Raw genomic sequence first — 16,481 nt, forward strand, 5'->3', positions numbered from 1 at the left:
GTTGTGGAACCACCTGACTCCATGCCGAACTCAGTAGTGAAACGCACCCGCGCCGATGATAGTGTGGCAGCTGCCATGTGAAAGTAGGTCACTGCCAGGCACCCAATACCGAAAAGCCCGATACGAACGTGTCGGGCTTTTTTCGTTTCTGCGCGTCAATGAAGCACAGGCCTCGTCCCTGAATAGGGGCTGTCAGCCTGAGCAATAAAGCCCGAGCAAGCTGTCCGGGCTTCAATGCTTTTCTGTTTTATCATTCGGCTTCCAGCGGCAGTTTCAGCTCGGCAATGCCTTCTTCCAACTGCATTTTTACCCTGAAGCCCAGTTTACGGGCCAGGGTTACCATGCCTCGGTTAGACGGCATGGTCATACCGCTCAGGCTGTTCAGGCCGCGCTGACGGGCGTAGCGAATGATCTTCTCCATCAGCATGCGGCCCAAGCCGCTCCCCTTGAGATCCGAGCGTACCAGTACTGCAAATTCGGCATCGTCGTTATCCGGATCCGACACCGCGCGTACTACCCCCAGAATCTGACCATTCTGGGCAACCGCCACAAAGGCCATTTCCCGGTCGTAGTCTATTTGGGTCATGTGGGCCAGCTCCTCATGGCCGATCACCACATCGGCGAAAAAGCGCTTGTACCTGTCTTCGTCAGACACATGGTTCACAAACTCCCGGTGGGCCGGCTCGTCTTCGGGCAGTATGGGCCTCAGGGTAACGGCGCTGCCGTTCTTAAGGTGGGTGTGCTCCTCCCATTCCCTCGGATAGGGCCGAATCGCCAGCCGAGCCTGACCATCTCCCGTAAAGGGCGCCAGGCTCAGGCTGACATCCAGGGCGATCAGCTCGCTGCCGGTGGCCAGCAGCGGATGAATGTCGAGGCTGACGATCTCCGGGTGATTGATGATCAGGTGCGACACCTGGGTCAGTACTTGGCATACCGCCATCATGTCGAGAGGCTGCTGGGAGCGGCTGGTGCGCACCTTGCCGCTCTTGAGCGCCTGAATGACCAGATAGCGGGCCAGGGTCATGTTCAGCGGCGGTAGTGCCACCGCGGCCTGCTCTTCCCCTTCCAGATCCACGCCGCCGTCTCCCAGCAGGATCACTGGACCAAACACCGGATCCGAACGCACCGCAATGTGCAGCTCCTGGGAGCCGGCCCGGCGCGCCATGCGCTGTACCATCAGGCCATGAATGCGGGCGCTGGGGTAGGCCTGTCGCACGCGATCGAGCAGGGCGCCGGCGGCTTGGGCGACCTCGGCCGCCGAGCGCAGGTTCAGCACCACGCCGGATACCTCCGACTTGTGCTCAATATCGGGAGATCGCAGCTTTATCGCCACCGGGTAGCCGATTTGTTCCGCGATATGGGCAGCTTCGGTGCCATCGGTGGCGATCCAGGTGGGCAGGGTCTGAATGCCGTAGGCCGCCATCAGTCGGCTCACCTCATGGGTGTCGAGTTGATGCAGCCCTTCTTCAAAGGCCTGGCTTATCATTTCCCGCACGGTGTCGCCGTCACTGGGCATATCGGAGATGGATTCGGGTGTTTCCATCAGTAACTTTTGGTTACGGCGGTACTCCACCAGGTGCATAAAGGCGCTGGCGGCGCTTTCCGGAGTGCGGTAGGTGGGAATGCCCGCCTCGGTAAAACAGCGACGGGCCTCAAAGGCGCTGGTCTCTCCCGACCAGTTGGTGAGAATGTTAAAGCGCCTGGCGCGGGGGTGTTGCCGAATCACCTCGATCAGCGCCTTGGCCACATGGGTACTGTCTACCACCGCCGAGGGCGCGTGCATGATCAGAATGGCGTCGAAATCGTCACTGTCGAGCAGGGCCTTTAGGGCGGCCACGTAGCGTTCTACCGGGGCATCGCCCACGATATCAATGGGGTTGGTATGAGACCATGCCGGCGGCAGCACCCGGTTCAGCGCCGAGTGAGTGGTGTCGGTCAGGCTGGCCAGCTTGCCGCCCCGGGCCAGCAGGGTGTCGATGGCGTTGATGGCCGGACCGCCGCCGTTGGTGAGGATCACCAGTCGCTCGCCGCGCAGGGTATGGGAGTGGTTAAGGGTTTCCACCGCCGCAAACAGATCATGGGTGTCACGCACCCTGAGCATACCGGCCCGGCGAATGGCGGCGTCATAGGCGGCATCCAGGCCCACATCGCCGCCGGTATGGATGTGGCCCAGCTGGGCGCCGATGCGGGTCTTGCCGCTCTTTACCGCCAGCACCGCCTTGTTGCGGGACGCGGCCCGGGCCGCCGACATAAAGGCGCGGGCGTCCTGTATGGCATCCATATACAGCAAAATGGCGCTGGTATGCCGGTCCCGGGCCAGGTAGTCGAGCAGCTGGGCGAAGTCGATGTCGCAGGCATCCCCCAGGGAAATAAAGTGAGAAAAGCCAATGTCGTTGTGCCGGGCCCAGTCGAGAATGGTGGCGCATACCGCGGAGGATTGTGACACAAAGGCAATTCGTCCCGGTTTGGCCGGAAAGGGCGCGAAACTCACATTCAGGCCCAGGTGCGGTAGTATCACTCCCATGCTGTTGGGACCCAGCAGGCGCATGCCATGCCGCCGGGCGCTGGCCTTCATGTGTTCAAGCTGGGAGCCGTCGGTGCCGGCGGCAAGAATGATGGCGGCCTTGCAGCCCTTTTGACCCAGTTGCTCGATAATGCTGACGTTCTTGTCGGCCGGTGTACAGATGATGGCCAGATCCGGCACGCGCGGCAGGCTGGCGATGTCGGGGTAGGCCATGACCCCGGCCACCGCTTCGTATTTGGGGTTCACCGGCATGACCGGACCGCTGAAGTTGCCGGCCAGCAGGTTTTTCATCACCAGCTTGCCGGCGCCATTATCCCGGTGAGAGGCGCCGATAACGGCAATGCTGGCGGGTCTGAACAGGGCATCGAGTCCTTGCTGCGGCACAGGGGCTCCTCCTATAGGATCTATGGCGGTATGGCGAAATTTGTAGCATATTATCAGCCTCTGTTCTCGAGTTGTTGACCGCCGACAAGGCAGGAGTGTGAGATGGAAGTCTGGTTGTTGTTTATTCCCGCCTGTCTGGCCCTTAACCTGACCCCCGGGCCCGATATCTTTTTCATTCTGTCCCAGGCTCTTGGAGGCCGTCGCCGGGCCGGCATTCTGGCGGCGCTGGGGCTGGGCGTATCCTACCTTGGCCATACCCTGCTGGCGGTAGTGGGTCTGTCGGCCCTGGTGTTGCAGTCCGCCACCGCCTTTACCCTGATCAAATACGCCGGCGCGGCCTATCTGCTCTACCTGGGCTGGACCAGCCTGCGTCACGCCAGCCGCCTGGCCTTGCCGGCGGCGGCCGACACTCAAAGCGACTGGCAAATCTTTCGCCGGGGGCTGACGGTAGGCATGCTCAACCCCAAGGTGGCGCTGTTTTTCCTCGCCTTCCTGCCTCAGTTCGTGACCAGTGATGGTGGTTCGGTGCCTTGGCAACTGCTGCAGCTGGGGCTGGTATTTACCCTGACCGCCACCCTGTGTAACGGTGCCTACGGCCTGCTGGGCCAGCGTCTGAAACACAGCCTGGCCGGGCGAGAGCGTTTTTCCGTGTATCTGGGCCGCATCTCGGGCGGGCTCATGATGGCGTTGGGTGCGCGGCTGGCCCTGACCCGGCAATAAGCGGTCGAGGCCGCCGATGGCATGGGGTAAACTGGAGCCAGTTCACCCCATGCAAGGATTACCCATGTCATTTCCGACCATTGAGGATTACGTCGGCAACACCCCCCTGGTGCGCCTGCAGCGCATGGCCGAGCACACCAACAGCCAAGTGCTGGTCAAGCTGGAAGGCAACAACCCCGCCGGCTCGGTAAAAGACAGGCCTGCCCTGAACATGATTCGGCAGGCGGAGCTGCGTGGCACCATTCGGCCCGGTGACACCCTGATAGAAGCCACCAGTGGCAACACCGGCATTGCCCTGGCCATGGCCGCCGCCATCAAGGGCTATAAAATGGTGCTGATCATGCCCGACAATTCCACCGAAGAGCGCAAGGCCTCCATGCGCGCCTATGGTGCCGAGCTGATCCTGGTGAGCAAGGAGGAAGGCATGGAAGGCGCCCGGGATTTGGCCGACAGCATGGCCGCCGCCGGCAAGGGAGTTATCCTCGATCAGTTCAATAACCCCGATAACCCGCAGGCCCACTTGCTGAGCACGGGCCCGGAAATCTGGCAGCAAAGCGAAGGCCGCATTACCCACTTCGTATCGAGCATGGGCACCACAGGCACCATTATGGGCGTGTCCGAGTACCTCAAGGCGCAGAGCCCACAGGTGCAGATCGTGGGCCTGCAGCCCTGCGAAGGCAGCCATATCCCGGGCATTCGGCGCTGGCCCGAGGCCTATCTGCCGGGCATCTTTGACAGAAGCCGGGTTGATACGGTGCTGGATATCAGCGAACAAGAGGCGGTAGACACCATGCTGCGCCTGGCGCGAGAAGAAGGCATTTTCTGTGGCGTCAGCTCCGGCGGTGCCGTGGCTGGTGCACTCAAGCTGGCGGAGCAGGTCGACAATGCGGTGATTGTGGCCATTATCTGCGACCGGGGCGACCGCTATCTGTCATCCGGGGTATTTAATACCAGTGAGGGGTAAGGTGTGAGGAGTGAGGAAAGCGTCTCCTCACTCCTCACGGTCCTTTCAGGCCGATAACGCCAGCTCGCTTTCACCGAGCTGGTTGTCGCCGGCATAGAGGCGTCCCTGGTTGCCGCCCAGATAGAGGGTCTGGCCACGAGAGACGTTATTGAGTTGATGCCGGGCCAGCTCGGCTTCCAGCAGCGGTCCCGGCCAGCCGGCTGGCTCCAGCTCCAGGTGTACCATGGCGCCCCGGGGGTTAACGTCGGTTACTCGCACCGGCAGCGGATGGCTCGCGCTGGCATCATGCTGCAGGCCAATCTCGTGGGGGCGCAGATACCAGCTGGCGGCCCCGCTGTGCCGGACCGCCGCCGGCAGCGCCAGGCCATGCTCGCCCACGCGAAAGCGCCCACCCGCCAGCTCGCCGTCGATTTTGGCCACTTCACCCAGAAACTCCAGCACAAAACGGCTGGCGGGCTGTTGCCACACTGTGTTGGGGCTGCCAATCTGCTCGATGCGGCCCTGGCTCATCACCACCACCTGATCCGACACATCCAGCGCCTCTTCCTGATCGTGGGTCACGAACACGCTGGTAAAGTGCAGATCGTCGTGCAGCCGGCGCAGCCAGCGGCGCAGATCCTTGCGTACCTGGGCATCCAGGGCGCCAAAGGGTTCGTCCAGCAGCAGCACCCGTGGCTCCACCGCCAGTGCCCGGGCCAGGGCCACCCGTTGACGCTGGCCGCCAGACAGCTGGGACGGAAAGCGGTCGGCCAGGTGCGACAGCTGGATCATTTCCAGCAGCTTGCCGACCCGGGTTTTGATCTCGGCGGCGGACGGGCGCTCCTTTTTGGGCTTGATGGTCAGGCCAAAGGCGATGTTGTCGAACACCGTCATATGGCGGAACAGGGCGTAATGCTGAAACACAAAGCCCACCTTGCGATCCCGGGCGTGCAGCCCGGTCACTTCGGTGCCGCTGAAGTGAATGCGGCCGGCATTGGCCTGCTCCAGCCCGGCAATAATGCGCAGCAGCGTGGTCTTGCCCGAGCCCGACGGCCCCAGCAGGCCCACCAGCTGGCCGCTGGGCAGGTCCAGGTTGATGTCGTGCAGCACTCGAGTCTTGCCAAAGGATTTCTGAATGCCGTCGATGCGAATGCTCATGCCGGTTACTCCTGTTCACTGGCGCCGTGCAGGCGCCACTCGAGATAAGACTTGATCATCAGGGTGACTACCGCCATCAAGGTTAGCAGGGCGGCGGCGGTAAAGGCGCCGACCGCGTTATAGTCCTGATGCAGTAGCTCTACGTGCAGCGGCAAGGTGTTGGTCTCGCCGCGAATACCGCCGGATACCACCGACACGGCGCCAAACTCGCCCACCGCCCGGGCGTTGGTGAGGATCACGCCGTAAAGCAGCGCCCAGCGAATGTTGGGCAGGGTCACCCGGCGGAACAGCTGCCAGCCACTGGCACCCAGCAGCACGGCGGCCTCTTCCGAGTCGGTGCCCTGGCTGCTCATCAGCGGCACCAGCTCGCGCACCACAAAGGGGCAGGTTACAAATACCGTCACCATCACAATGCCGGGCCAGGCAAACATCAGCTGCATATCGTGGCCGTCGAGCCAGCCCCCCACCGGGCCGTTCACGCCGTACATCAGCAGATAGAGCAGGCCGGCCACTACCGGCGACACCGCAAAGGGCACGTCCATCAGGGTCAGCAGCAGCTGACGGCCGGGAAAGCGAAAACGGGTGACCAGCCAGGCCAGCAGGGTGCCGAACACCAGATTGATGGGCACGGTAACGGCCGCCACCATCAGGGTCAGGCCAATGGCGTGCAGCATGTCGGGCTCGGCCAGGTTGTCGAGCACGCCACCCACGCCGGCGGCCAGGGCCCCGGCAAAAATGGCAAACAGCGGCACCACCAGCAACAGCAGGGTCAGCACCACGCCGGTGCCAATCAGCAGCCACCGACCCCAGGGGCGGGACGCCTTGAGGGTGAGGGTCTGTTCCATCAGGCGTTACCTCTTATGCGGCGCATAAAGCGGCCCTGCAGGGTGTTGATGGCAAACAGCAGCACAAATGAAGCCAGCAGCACCAGGCTGGCAATGGCGCTGGCGGCGGCGTAGTCGAACTCCTGCAGCCGAATAAAGATCATCAGTGAGGTGATCTCGGTCTGCCAGGGCATGTTGCCGGCAATAAAGATCACCGCACCAAATTCGCCCAGGCTGCGGGTAAAGGACAGCGCGGTGCCGGTAAACAGCGCCGGCCGCAACTCGGGCAGCACCACGCGAGTAAAGGCCTGCCAGGGGCTGGCCCCCAGGGTGGCCGCGGCTTCTTCATATTCCGGGCCCAGATCTTCCAGCACCGGCTGCACCGTGCGCACCACAAAGGGCACGCTGGTAAACACCATGGCCACCACTATGCCCACCCAGGTGTAGGACACCTTGATGCCCAGCTCCGCCAGCCAGGCACCATACCAGCCATTGGTGGCAAACAGCGAGGCCAGGGTCAGGCCCGCCACCGCGGTGGGCAGGGCAAAGGGCAGGTCCATCAGGCCGTCGAGCAGGGCCCGGCCGGGAAAGCGGTAGCGGGTAAGGATCCAGGCCATCAGCAGGCCAAAGGCCATGTTGAACAGGCTGGCCACGGCGGCGGCGCTGAGGGTGACCTTGTAGGTGGCCACCACCCGCGGGTCGGTAACCACCCGCCAGTATTGCTCCCAGCCCATCTGGCTGGTGTTGATCACCAGCCCGGTGAGCGGCAGCAGAATAATCAGGCTGACAAACAGCAGGCTGGTGCCCAGGCTCAGGGTAAAGCCCGGCAGCACCCGCTTTGAGGAGCCCAGCAGCGCCGCCATGGCTTAGCGGGCCTCGGCCTGCAGCTGATCCAGGCTGGCGCCGTTGGCGAAGTGATCCTTCATGGCCTGCTCCCAGCCACCAAAGATCTCTTCCACGGTAAACAGCTCGGTGGCCGGGAACTGGTCGGCGACCTCGGCGGCCACTTCTTCGTTATGCACCCGGTAGTTGTAGCTGGCCAGAATGCGCTGGGCCTCAGGCGTGTACAGGAACTCCAGATAGGCCTTGGCGGCGTCGGCGGTGTCGTTGCGTTCCACGTTGCGGTCAATCCAGGTGACCGGAAACTCGGCCAGCACGTCCACCGGCGGCACCACCCGCTCAAAGGCCTGATCCGGGTACTGGGCAATGATGTTGTTCACTTCCGATTCAAAGGTGATCAGCACATCACCGATGCCCCGCTCCACAAAGGTAGTGGTGGCACCCCGGCCGCCGGTGTCGAACACGGCGACCTGCTTCACCAGCTTGCCCATGTGCTCGCGGATTTTGCTTTCGTCGCCATCAAAGGCCTTGTGGGCGGCACCCCAGGCGGCCAGATAGGTGTAACGGCCATTGCCGGAGGTTTTGGGGTTGGGGAATACCAGCTGCACGTCGTCCCGGGTCAGATCGTCCCAGCCCTGCACCTGCTTGGGGTTATCCTTGCGTACCAGAAACGCCATGGTGGAATAGTAGGGGGAGCTGTCGTTGGGCAGGCGCGCCTTCCAGTCGGCGGGGATCAGCTTGCCCTTCTGGTGCAGCACGTCCACGTCTGTGGTCTGGTTGTAGGTTACCACGTCGGCGCGCAGGCCCTGCAGAATGGCCTGAGCCTGGCGGGACGAGCCGGCGTGGGACTGCTTGATCTCCAGGGTCTCGCCGGTTTGTTCCTGCCAGTGCTTCACGAACACCGGGTTGATGTCGGCAAACAGCTCGCGGGCGATGTCATAGCTGCTGTTCAGCAGCTCCTTGGCCTGCAGCGGCAGGGTGGCACTCAGGCCGGCGGCAAACAACACGGAGGCCAGAAGGGATTTGCGCATGATTCAACTCCGAACGAAGAATAAGGTCTGCGTCGAGTCTAATATGCTCAATGAATATTTAAACCATCTTTAATAGTTACTTTTGGAATATATAAGCAAGGGCGGATATAAGTCATCACCAGGCCTGCCCGGCAGGCCGGTGACCCCAAGGTTACTCTTGTTTCGGCGAGGGGGGCGCCTCAGGGTGCAGCCGGCCGGCAGACAGGGACGGCGACGCCAGCACCAGCTGTGCCACACAGCCGGCCACTACTCCCCACAGCGCCGACGACAGGCCGAACAGTGACAGCCCGGAGGCGGTGACCACAAAGCTCAGCAGGGCCGCTTCCCGTTCCCTCGGAGTGTCCAGCGCGGCGGCCAGGTTGCCGCCAATGGCACCGAGCAGGGCCAGCCCCGCCAGCACCGCCACAAAGGCTGCCGGCAACGAGGAGAACAGGGCAACAATGGTGCCGGCAAACAGGCCGCCCACCAGATAGAAGAGCCCATTGAACACCCCGGCCACATAGCGCCGGTGCGGGTTTTCATGGGCGTCTTCGCCGGTGCAGATGGCGGCGGTAATGGCCGCCACCACTATGCTGACGCCGCCAAACAGCGCCATGGGCAGGGACGCCAGTCCGGTGACGGCCAGTATTGGCCGGGCACTGACCCTGAAACCGGTGGCATGCAGTATGGCCATGCCCGGCAAATACTGACCGGACAGGCTAACCAGCACCAGCGGCAGGGCCAGGCTCAGGGTAGTGGTCAGTGACCATTCCGGGGTAATGAATTGCGGCGTGGTCAGTGACCACCGAAGGCCGGCAAGGCTGGCGCCTTCCAGCACCACCGCCAGTCCCATGCCCACCAGCAACAACAGGATCAGGGTGTATCTGGGGCAGCAGCGGCGACACACCAGGTAGGTGAGCACCATGCCGGTGGCCAGGGCCGGTGATGTTTCCACGGCCACAAAGGCATTGGTGCCGAACTGAAACAAAATACCGGCCATCATGCCGGCGGCCACCCCCCGGGGAATGGCCCGCATCAGGCGATCAAAGCTGCCCGACAGGCCAATGATCAGGGTAATGGCGGCGGCGGCGAGGTAGGCGCCCACCGCCTCACCCAGGGTCAGCCCGGGAAACATCGGCACCAGCAGTGCGATGCCTGGCACTGACCAGGCGGTGACCACGGGCACCTTGAGCCAGAAGGACAGCACCATGCCCGATACCGCGGCGCCGATGGAAATGGCCCATACCCAGGAGGTCATCATCTCCTGAGAGATGCCGGCGCTGGCGCCGGCCTGAAACACGATGGCCAGCGGGCCGGCGTAAGAAACCATCACCGCCAGAAAGCCGGCGGCCACCGCCGGCAGTGAAAGATCGCGCAGAAAAGCCTTCATGCCCGGCTCCTTGGAAAAATAAAACAGCATAGCCCCGGCATTCAGCCGGGGCTATCCATCATCGCGGCAATATTATGCATAATCGCGACAATGTTCAGCCGTTGGTAGCGGCTTCGGCGGCGGGTTGCCCGGCCGGCCGGCTTCGGCCTACCAGGGCGATGGCCAGGGTGGCGATGGCGCCGGGAATGGCCAGCGCCAGAAAGTTCATCTGGTGCGGCAGCGCCAGGGCCAGCAGGGTGCCGCCCAGCATGGGGCCGACGATGGCGCCATTGCGGCCCACGCCCGAGGCCCAGCCCAGGGCGGTGGAACGAATGTCGGCCGGGTAAAACTGGGCCACATAGGCATACAGCAAAATCTGCGAGCCGATGGTGGTGGCGCCGGCCACGGCCATCAGGCTGTACAGCAACCACATGGGGTGAGGGTAACCAAGCAGCACCAAAGAAGCGGACGCCAGCATAAAGAAGCTGACCAGCACCGAGCGCAGCGAGAAGCGGTCTGCCAGCCAGCCGCCGCCCACGGCACCGACAATGGCGCCGATGTTGAGCACCATCAGGAACATCAGGCTGGAGCCCAGCTCGTAGCCGGCGGCCGACATCAGCTTGGGTAACCAGGAGCCGAGGGCATAGACCATCAGCAGGCAGCAAAAGAAGGCGGTCCAGAACATCAGGGTGCTGAGGGTGCGGCCGCCGCGCAGCAGCTCCAGCACCGGTGCCTTCTGCACATTGGTCGGCGGTACCACCAGCTGGTCGTGGCGGTCGATGTGCTGGTCGGGGGCCACCTTCTGCAGCAACTCGCGGGCTTCGTCCTGGCGGCGCTGGGCCATCAGATAGGCCACCGACTCGGGCAGGTATTTGATCATCAGCGGCAGCAGCAGCAGGGGCACTATGGCCAGGTAGAACATGATCTCCCAGCCGAAGTTGGGCACTATCCAGATGCCGAGACCGGCCGACATCATGCCGCCCACGGCATAGCCGCTGAACATCAGCGCCACCAGGGTGCTGCGGCTGCGTTTGGGGGAATATTCACTCATCAGTGAGACCACATTGGGCATGACGCCGCCGATGCCGAGGCCGGCGATAAAGCGCAGCAGGCCGAACTGCCAGGGGCTGGTGGCCAGACCGTTGATGACGGTGGTGAGGCTGAACAGCACCACGCAGATAAGAATGGTTTTCTTGCGTCCGAGCCGGTCCGACAGCATGCCAAAACCCATGGCGCCAAACATCATGCCAAACAGCGCACTGCTGCCCAGCAAGCCGGCCACATAAGGGTTGAGTTGCCACTGATCCATCAGCAGTGGCAGCACCACGCCGTAGATCACCAGGTCGTAACCGTCGAAAATAATAATGAGGGAACACCAGAACAGGACTTTCCAGTGAAAGGGGGTAAAGCTGGCGTTGTCTATGGTCTGGTTTACATCTATCTGTCTCATCGCATATTACTCCGTAAGCTATCCATAAGTCAGGAGTTGGAGAAAACGTCTCCGGTTGAGTAAAAAAGGGCCGCCCCTCCTTCGGGCGGCCCTTATTGCCTGTCAGCCCAGATCGCCCCCCGCCACGGGAAGCACGGTGCCGGTGATGTAGCTGGCGTCATCAGACGCCAGGAACAGAATGGCCGCCGCCTGTTCGTCCAGGGTGCCGTAACGGTGCATCAGGCTGGTGTTCCTGGTCTGATCCACCAGGGTCTGGTACCACTGCTGTTCCCGTTCCCCCTGGGCCTCGCTGTTGCGCGGGGTCAGCCGGGGCGGGGCCTCGGTGCCGCCCGGAGCGGTGGCATTGACTCGAATGCCGTACTCGGCATATTCAAAGGCCAGGTTGGCGGTCATGGCATTCACCCCGCCCTTGGCGGCGCCGTAGGGCACCCGCATCAGGCCCCGAGTAGCCACCGACGACACGTTGACGATGGCGCCGCCGCGCTGCTCCACCATGCCGGGCAGCACGGCCCGGCAACACCACAGGGTGGGGAACAGGGAGCGCTGAATTTCCTTCTGAATCTGCTCCGGGGTGTAGTGCTCGTAGGGCTGGGCCCAGATGGTGCCACCTACGTTGTTCACCAGAATATCGATGCGGCCAAAGCGCGCCCGGGCCTGAGCCATCAGGGTTTCCGCCCCTTCCCAGGTTTCCAGGTCTGCCTGCACCGCCAGGGCCTGGGTGCCTCGCTGCTGCAGCTCGGCCGCCAGCTCGTGCACATAATCCGCCAGATCCGCCAGCACCAGGCGAGCGCCTTCCGCCGCCGCCCGCTCGGCCACCCGCCGGCCAATGCCCTGGGCGGCGCCGGTGATCACCATCACCTTGTCGGTAAAGCGGGCACTCATGCGACCTGCTCCCCAACCCCGGTCACGCTGGGGCTGAACTTCTCGTAATGGAATGAATGCGGTTCAATGCCCTGGTCGCGGAAGTAACCCAGCACCGCATCCACCATGGGCGGCGGGCCGCACAGATACACGTCCACTTCGCCGTGGCCGATGGGGGCATCTTCCATGTGGTTGGTGACATAGCCCTTGTGCGGGTGCGCGCTGTCGGGATTGGCCACCACCGTTTTAAAGGTGAAGTTGTCGATGTCGGCGGCAAACTGCTGCAAGGCCTCGACCCCGACCAGATCATCGTCGTTGGTCACGCCGTAAAGCAGGTGCACCGGCTGATCGCAGCCCTTTACGCGAAGCTCTTCCAGCATGGCCAGGAAGGGGGCCAGGCCGGTGCCACCGGCCAGCATCAGTACCGGCAGGGCCAGCGGGCGCAGATAGAACACGCCCAGGGGGCCGTTCAGGCTGAGGCGGTCGCCGGTCTTGGCCTGACCCACCAGCCAGGAGCTCATCAGGCCGCCCGGTACGTTGCGGATCAAAAAGCTCAGCTCCCGGCTGCCCGGCAGTGAGCTGAAGGAGTAGGCGCGTACTTCCTCGGTGCCCGGTACGCCGATGTTGACGTACTGGCCGGGCAGAAAGGCGATGTCCTGATCTGCGGTCACCTTCAGCTCGATGGCGGTGGGCGAGATCAGGTTGACCTCGGCCAGGGTGCCGCCGATCTCGGCGGTGCCGGTCTTGCACAGGGTGGACGCGGCCGGAATCTCCACCACGCAGTCGCTGACGGGAATCATCTGGCAGGTCAGGATTTTGCCGTCGGCCACTTCCTCGTCGGTCAGGGCCTCGTCGATGTATTCGTCGCCGAGCTCAAAGTCGCCCTGATGGCAGCTGCCCTTGCAGGTGCCGCACACGCCGTCGGAGCAGTCCATGGGCAGGTTGATCTGGTTGCGATAGGCCGCATCCAGCACGGTTTCGCCGTCGTTGCAGGTGATGAAACGGGTAACGCCGTCTTCAAAGTTGAGGGCAATGTTGTAACTCATAATGCTTTCCCCACCTGTTAAAGGTGATAGATATCAATCACCTGATTGATGTAGTCGTTGTTCAGAATCACCTTTTTCTCGGTGATCACCGGCTGCTCGCCGCTGGTGTCCAGGGTGTAGAAGGAGGTGCCGAAATAGGTCTCCGTCTTGTGGTAGCGGTGGCTGTGAGTCTGCCAGTTAAAGCGCAGCTTCACGGTGTGGCCCTGCTGCTCCAGGATTTCCAGGTTGCTGGTCAGGTGCGTGGTGCGCGGCTCGGGCAGTGAGCTGGCGCCGGAGCGCTCGGTCTTGATGCGGTACACCCGATCTTCCAGGCCTTCCCGGTTGGGGTAGTAGATCAGCGAGATCTCGGTCTGGGGGTCTTCGGTCAGCTTGTCCTCATCGTCCCAGGCGGGCATCCAATACACCGCCTCGGGGTGGTAGCAGGTCAGCCACTCGTCCCACTGGCGATCGTCCAGCAGGCGGGCTTCGCGAAAGACAAAGGCCTGGATCTGTTCAACGCTCATGCTCATGCGCAAGTCTCCTGTTCCTGAATGGAAATCAGCTGGGCGCGCTCGGTGTCGACCGCCTGCAGCATTTCTTTTACCCAGTGCTGGTGGTGGGTGACATACAGGCCCTCGTCTTCCGGCCTGGCGCCGCTCAGAATGGGCTGAAGGCCAATGCGCTCGGCACCCGCATCCGGGCCCTCAATCCAGTGGGCGGCGCCCCGGCTCATGTCGTTCCACTTCAGGCCGCTGGCCTCGTAGCCGTTCTGGCAGGCGCGGAATTCTTCCAGATCGTCCGGGGTGCCCATGCCGCTGACGTTGAAGAAGTCTTCATACTGGCGCAGGCGTTTGGCGCGATCCGCCGCCGGCTCGTTCTTCGGTGCCCAGCAGTAGATGGTGATTTCGGTCTTGTTAACGGAAATCGGGCGCAGCACTCGAATCTGGGTAGAGAACTGATCCATCAGATACACGTTGGGGTACAGGCACAGGTTCTTGGTGGTGTTGACGATGGCGTCGGCCCGGGCTTCGCCCAGCTCGCCCTGCAGCCGTTCCAGGTGGTTGAACACCGGACGTACCTGAGGATTGGTAAGCCGGGTCCACAGCATCATGTGGCCGTTTTCAAAGGAGTAGAAGCCGCCTTCGTTGGACCAGCTCTTGGCGTCCACCGCCTCGGTGCCGCCCTTGTCGTAGTTGCGCTGGCCCATGGTGGACAGGTAGTTCCAGTGCACCGTGCCCACGTGGTAGCCGTCGGCGCCGTTTTCGGCGGTCAGCTTCCAGTTGCCTTCATAGGTATAGGTGGAACTGCCGCGCAGGATTTCGAGACCGTCTTCCGCCTGATCGACCATGTTGTCGATGATCTTGGTGGTTTCACCCAGGTAGTCCTGCAGCGGCTGCACGTCGGCGCTCAGGCTGCCAAACAGAAAGCCGCGATAGGATTCGAATTTCGGCAGTTGTTTCAGATCGTGGGAGCCGTCGGTGCTGAAACCCTCGGGGTAGCCACCTTTCTTCTGATCCCGGGCCTTGAGCAGTTTGCCGTCGTTCTTGAAGGTCCAGCCGTGAAAGGGGCAGGTGAACGAGGCCTTGTTGCCACGCTTCTTGCGGCACAGGGTGGCGCCCCGGTGGGAGCAGGTGTTCAGCAGCGCGCGCAGTTCGCCGTCCTTGGTGCGGGTGATCACCACCGGCTGGCGACCCACCGTGGTGGTGTAGTAATCACCGGGATTTTCCACCTGGCTTTCGTGGGCCAGGTAGACCCAGTTGCCTTCAAAGATGTGCTTCATTTCCAGGTCAAACAGCGCCTGGTCGGTGAAGATGCCACGGTCGCAGCGGTAGTGGCCGGTTTGCGGATCGGCTTCCACCGCGCCACGGATTTTTTGTTCGAGTCGGTCGAGTTGGCGAGTCATGTCTCTCACTCCATGTGATGTTACTGCCCGGCCCGCCTGAAGCGGGCCGGCCGGCTGAGGCAGCCGTGTCAGGTTCAGGCGATGTCGTCTTCCAGGGCGCGCTTGCGCTCGTGGCGCTGCTGGTGCTCGGGCTTGTCGGACGCCACCAGCCGAATATTGAATTCCACTCGAGTGAACGGCTGGTTCAGGCCGTACTGCTCGGCGGCGCCCGCGTCGTCGATGCGCACGGCGTCGCACACCAGCTCTTCACGGGTGGCAAAGGCGAAGTCGTCGTAGGTGTATTCGTCACCGGCCAGGTTGATCTGGGTGGTCAGGTGCTTGTAGCCCGGCTTGGACACGAAGTAGTGAATGTGGGCCGGACGGCGGCCGTGGCGGCCCAACTGGTTCAGCAGCGCCTGGGTGGCGCCCTCGGGCGGGCAGCCGTAACCGGACGGAATGATGCTTTGCGCGGTATAGCGGCCATCGGCGTCGGTGCGAATGCTGCGGCGCAGGTTGTATTCGCTCTGGGACGGGTCGAAGTAGGAGTAGCCCCCCTTGAGATCGGCGTGCCAGATCTCCACCAGGGTGTTGGGCAACGGCTGGCCGTCCTGGTCGGTGACCACGCCGGTCAGGATCATGGTGTCGCCGTCCTGAGTGCCGTCGTCCATGCGGGCGAAGCCCGCGGACTCCGGGGCGCCGGCCACATACAGCGGGCCTTCAATGGTGCGCGGGGTACCGCCGGCCAGGCCGGCCTGCTCGTCGGCGGCGTCCATGCGAATGTCCAGGTACTTGTCCATGCCCAGGCCGGGAGCGAGCAGGGCGGCTTCGCCGTTCTTGCCCAGGTCGTTGATGTAGTAAACGGCGCTCCAGAATTCTTCCGGGGTGATGTCCAGGTCTTCGATGAGCTGGAAGACGTCGTGCATCACGCGGTGCACGATGGTCTTGACCCGCTCGTTGCCACCGGCCTGGTTCAGACCGGCGACTTTTTCCAGTAGTGTTTTGACTTCCTGCGTCTGCATGGTTTTGACTGACATTGCCTTGGCTCCTTGCATCTTTTTTATGATTTGGTCGTAGGGGGGACGAACGTCGGTTAACGGTCATCCTGATGAATGGAGGACGGGTGCCGGCACAAGGGCGCCACCTGAATGTCCATGTAGGGAAACAGCGGCAGGTTGCTGATCAGATCCTGCAATTCGGCGTTGTCGGCCACATCAAAAATGCTGACGTTGGCGTAGCTGCCGGCCACCCGCCACAGGTGGCGCCACTTGCCCTGGGTCTGCAGCTCCTGGGCATAGGCCTTCTCCCGGGCCTTGATCTCGGCGGCCACCTCGGCCGGCATGTCGTGGGGCAGATTGACCTTCATTTCGACTTTAAACAGCATGGTTGTCTTCCTGTTACGCGTGGGGGGCGAGTGATGACTTGCGGCGGTATTCGGCCAGCTTGTCTTCGTTGAGGGTGACGCCCAGGCCCGGCCCGGCGGGCAGGGTGACG

15 protein-coding genes and 1 rRNA gene are annotated in these 16,481 nt (G+C 62.7%); 3 read left to right on the forward strand and 13 right to left on the reverse strand.

Annotated elements, in window-relative coordinates; all coding sequences use genetic code 11:
- Positions 1 to 100: ribosomal RNA gene (gene rrf / locus B6S08_RS18725) — 5S ribosomal RNA — on the forward strand; the annotation flags it as partial.
- Positions 101 to 250: 150 nt separating this feature from the next.
- Here rrf and B6S08_RS18000 read toward each other — a convergent pair.
- Positions 251 to 2,908, reverse strand: coding sequence for a bifunctional acetate--CoA ligase family protein/GNAT family N-acetyltransferase (locus B6S08_RS18000; protein WP_094202190.1), 2,658 nt, complete (start codon positions 2,906 to 2,908; stop codon positions 251 to 253).
- Positions 2,909 to 3,010: 102 nt separating this feature from the next.
- On the opposite strand from B6S08_RS18000, the gene B6S08_RS18005 reads away from it, so the two are divergent.
- Both B6S08_RS18005 and cysM read left to right on the forward strand, forming a co-directional pair.
- Positions 3,011 to 3,628: a LysE family translocator gene (locus tag B6S08_RS18005; protein ID WP_094202191.1), complete on the forward strand. Its 618-nt coding sequence runs from the start codon at positions 3,011 to 3,013 to the stop codon at positions 3,626 to 3,628.
- A 64-nt stretch (positions 3,629 to 3,692) separates the two neighbouring features.
- On the forward strand, positions 3,693 to 4,592 hold the full coding sequence (gene cysM, locus B6S08_RS18010; protein ID WP_094202192.1) for a cysteine synthase CysM: 900 nt from the start codon (positions 3,693 to 3,695) through the stop codon (positions 4,590 to 4,592).
- A 45-nt stretch (positions 4,593 to 4,637) separates the two neighbouring features.
- Here cysM and cysA read toward each other — a convergent pair whose 3' ends face one another.
- The 12 genes from cysA to catC all read right to left on the reverse strand — a co-directional run bounded on the left by cysA (position 4,638) and on the right by catC (position 16,371).
- Positions 4,638 to 5,729 (reverse strand): sulfate/thiosulfate ABC transporter ATP-binding protein CysA, encoded by a 1,092-nt coding sequence (gene cysA, locus B6S08_RS18015; protein ID WP_094202193.1) that lies wholly within the window; start codon positions 5,727 to 5,729, stop codon positions 4,638 to 4,640.
- Positions 5,730 to 5,734: 5 nt separating this feature from the next.
- Positions 5,735 to 6,574, reverse strand: coding sequence for a sulfate/thiosulfate ABC transporter permease CysW (gene cysW / locus B6S08_RS18020; protein ID WP_094202194.1), 840 nt, complete (start codon positions 6,572 to 6,574; stop codon positions 5,735 to 5,737).
- Positions 6,574 to 7,416, reverse strand: coding sequence for a sulfate/thiosulfate ABC transporter permease CysT (gene cysT / locus B6S08_RS18025; RefSeq protein ID WP_094202195.1), 843 nt, complete (start codon positions 7,414 to 7,416; stop codon positions 6,574 to 6,576). The genes cysW and cysT overlap by 1 nt, the downstream gene beginning before the upstream one ends.
- A gap of 3 nt (positions 7,417 to 7,419) precedes the next feature.
- Positions 7,420 to 8,424 carry a thiosulfate ABC transporter substrate-binding protein CysP gene (gene cysP / locus B6S08_RS18030; RefSeq protein WP_094202196.1) on the reverse strand — a complete coding sequence of 335 codons (1,005 nt, stop codon included), beginning with the start codon at positions 8,422 to 8,424 and terminating at the stop codon, positions 7,420 to 7,422.
- Between the two features lie 151 nt (positions 8,425 to 8,575).
- Positions 8,576 to 9,793, reverse strand: a complete 1,218-nt coding sequence (locus B6S08_RS18035) for a benzoate/H(+) symporter BenE family transporter (RefSeq protein WP_094202203.1) — start codon at positions 9,791 to 9,793, stop codon at positions 8,576 to 8,578.
- A 94-nt stretch (positions 9,794 to 9,887) separates the two neighbouring features.
- Positions 9,888 to 11,222, reverse strand: a complete 1,335-nt coding sequence (locus tag B6S08_RS18040) for an MFS transporter (RefSeq protein WP_094202197.1) — start codon at positions 11,220 to 11,222, stop codon at positions 9,888 to 9,890.
- A 102-nt stretch (positions 11,223 to 11,324) separates the two neighbouring features.
- Positions 11,325 to 12,104, reverse strand: coding sequence for a benzoate diol dehydrogenase BenD (gene benD, locus B6S08_RS18045; RefSeq protein WP_094202198.1), 780 nt, complete (start codon positions 12,102 to 12,104; stop codon positions 11,325 to 11,327).
- The gene (gene benC, locus B6S08_RS18050) at positions 12,101 to 13,129 is read right to left on the reverse strand and encodes a benzoate 1,2-dioxygenase electron transfer component BenC (RefSeq protein ID WP_094202199.1); all 1,029 of its coding nucleotides are present in this window, start codon (positions 13,127 to 13,129) and stop codon (positions 12,101 to 12,103) included. The genes benD and benC overlap by 4 nt, the downstream gene beginning before the upstream one ends.
- Before the next feature lie 17 nt (positions 13,130 to 13,146).
- Complete coding sequence (benB, locus tag B6S08_RS18055) at positions 13,147 to 13,638, reverse strand: benzoate 1,2-dioxygenase small subunit (RefSeq protein WP_094202200.1); 492 nt, start codon at positions 13,636 to 13,638, stop codon at positions 13,147 to 13,149.
- Positions 13,635 to 15,011: a Rieske 2Fe-2S domain-containing protein gene (locus B6S08_RS18060; RefSeq protein ID WP_094202201.1), complete on the reverse strand. Its 1,377-nt coding sequence runs from the start codon at positions 15,009 to 15,011 to the stop codon at positions 13,635 to 13,637. Before B6S08_RS18060 ends, benB begins: the two co-directional genes overlap by 4 nt.
- Before the next feature lie 74 nt (positions 15,012 to 15,085).
- Positions 15,086 to 16,024, reverse strand: coding sequence for a catechol 1,2-dioxygenase (gene catA, locus B6S08_RS18065; RefSeq protein ID WP_094202202.1), 939 nt, complete (start codon positions 16,022 to 16,024; stop codon positions 15,086 to 15,088).
- A gap of 56 nt (positions 16,025 to 16,080) precedes the next feature.
- Positions 16,081 to 16,371: a muconolactone Delta-isomerase gene (gene catC / locus B6S08_RS18070; RefSeq protein ID WP_094201632.1), complete on the reverse strand. Its 291-nt coding sequence runs from the start codon at positions 16,369 to 16,371 to the stop codon at positions 16,081 to 16,083.
- Positions 16,372 to 16,481: the final 110 nt, after the last annotated feature.

It is taken from the genome of Oceanimonas doudoroffii (genome assembly GCF_002242685.1).
GTDB classification, from domain to species: Bacteria; Pseudomonadota; Gammaproteobacteria; order Enterobacterales; family Aeromonadaceae; genus Oceanimonas; species Oceanimonas doudoroffii.

Bases quoted from the DNA above. Each gene is read 5' to 3' on its own strand.
- B6S08_RS18040 (WP_094202197.1), bottom strand. From the start codon at position 11,222: ATGAGACAGATAGATGTAAACCAGACCATAGACAACGCCAGCTTTACC.
- B6S08_RS18060 (WP_094202201.1), bottom strand. From the start codon at position 15,011: ATGACTCGCCAACTCGACCGACTCGAACAAAAAATCCGTGGCGCGGTG.
- benB (WP_094202200.1), bottom strand. From the start codon at position 13,638: ATGAGCATGAGCGTTGAACAGATCCAGGCCTTTGTCTTTCGCGAAGCC.
- cysM (WP_094202192.1), top strand. From the start codon at position 3,693: ATGTCATTTCCGACCATTGAGGATTACGTCGGCAACACCCCCCTGGTG.
- benD (WP_094202198.1), bottom strand. From the start codon at position 12,104: ATGAGTGCCCGCTTTACCGACAAGGTGATGGTGATCACCGGCGCCGCC.
- cysP (WP_094202196.1), bottom strand. From the start codon at position 8,424: ATGCGCAAATCCCTTCTGGCCTCCGTGTTGTTTGCCGCCGGCCTGAGT.
- catA (WP_094202202.1), bottom strand. From the start codon at position 16,024: ATGTCAGTCAAAACCATGCAGACGCAGGAAGTCAAAACACTACTGGAA.
- cysA (WP_094202193.1), bottom strand. From the start codon at position 5,729: ATGAGCATTCGCATCGACGGCATTCAGAAATCCTTTGGCAAGACTCGA.
- catC (WP_094201632.1), bottom strand. From the start codon at position 16,371: ATGCTGTTTAAAGTCGAAATGAAGGTCAATCTGCCCCACGACATGCCG.
- B6S08_RS18005 (WP_094202191.1), top strand. From the start codon at position 3,011: ATGGAAGTCTGGTTGTTGTTTATTCCCGCCTGTCTGGCCCTTAACCTG.
- cysW (WP_094202194.1), bottom strand. From the start codon at position 6,574: ATGGAACAGACCCTCACCCTCAAGGCGTCCCGCCCCTGGGGTCGGTGG.
- benC (WP_094202199.1), bottom strand. From the start codon at position 13,129: ATGAGTTACAACATTGCCCTCAACTTTGAAGACGGCGTTACCCGTTTC.
- B6S08_RS18035 (WP_094202203.1), bottom strand. From the start codon at position 9,793: ATGAAGGCTTTTCTGCGCGATCTTTCACTGCCGGCGGTGGCCGCCGGC.
- cysT (WP_094202195.1), bottom strand. From the start codon at position 7,416: ATGGCGGCGCTGCTGGGCTCCTCAAAGCGGGTGCTGCCGGGCTTTACC.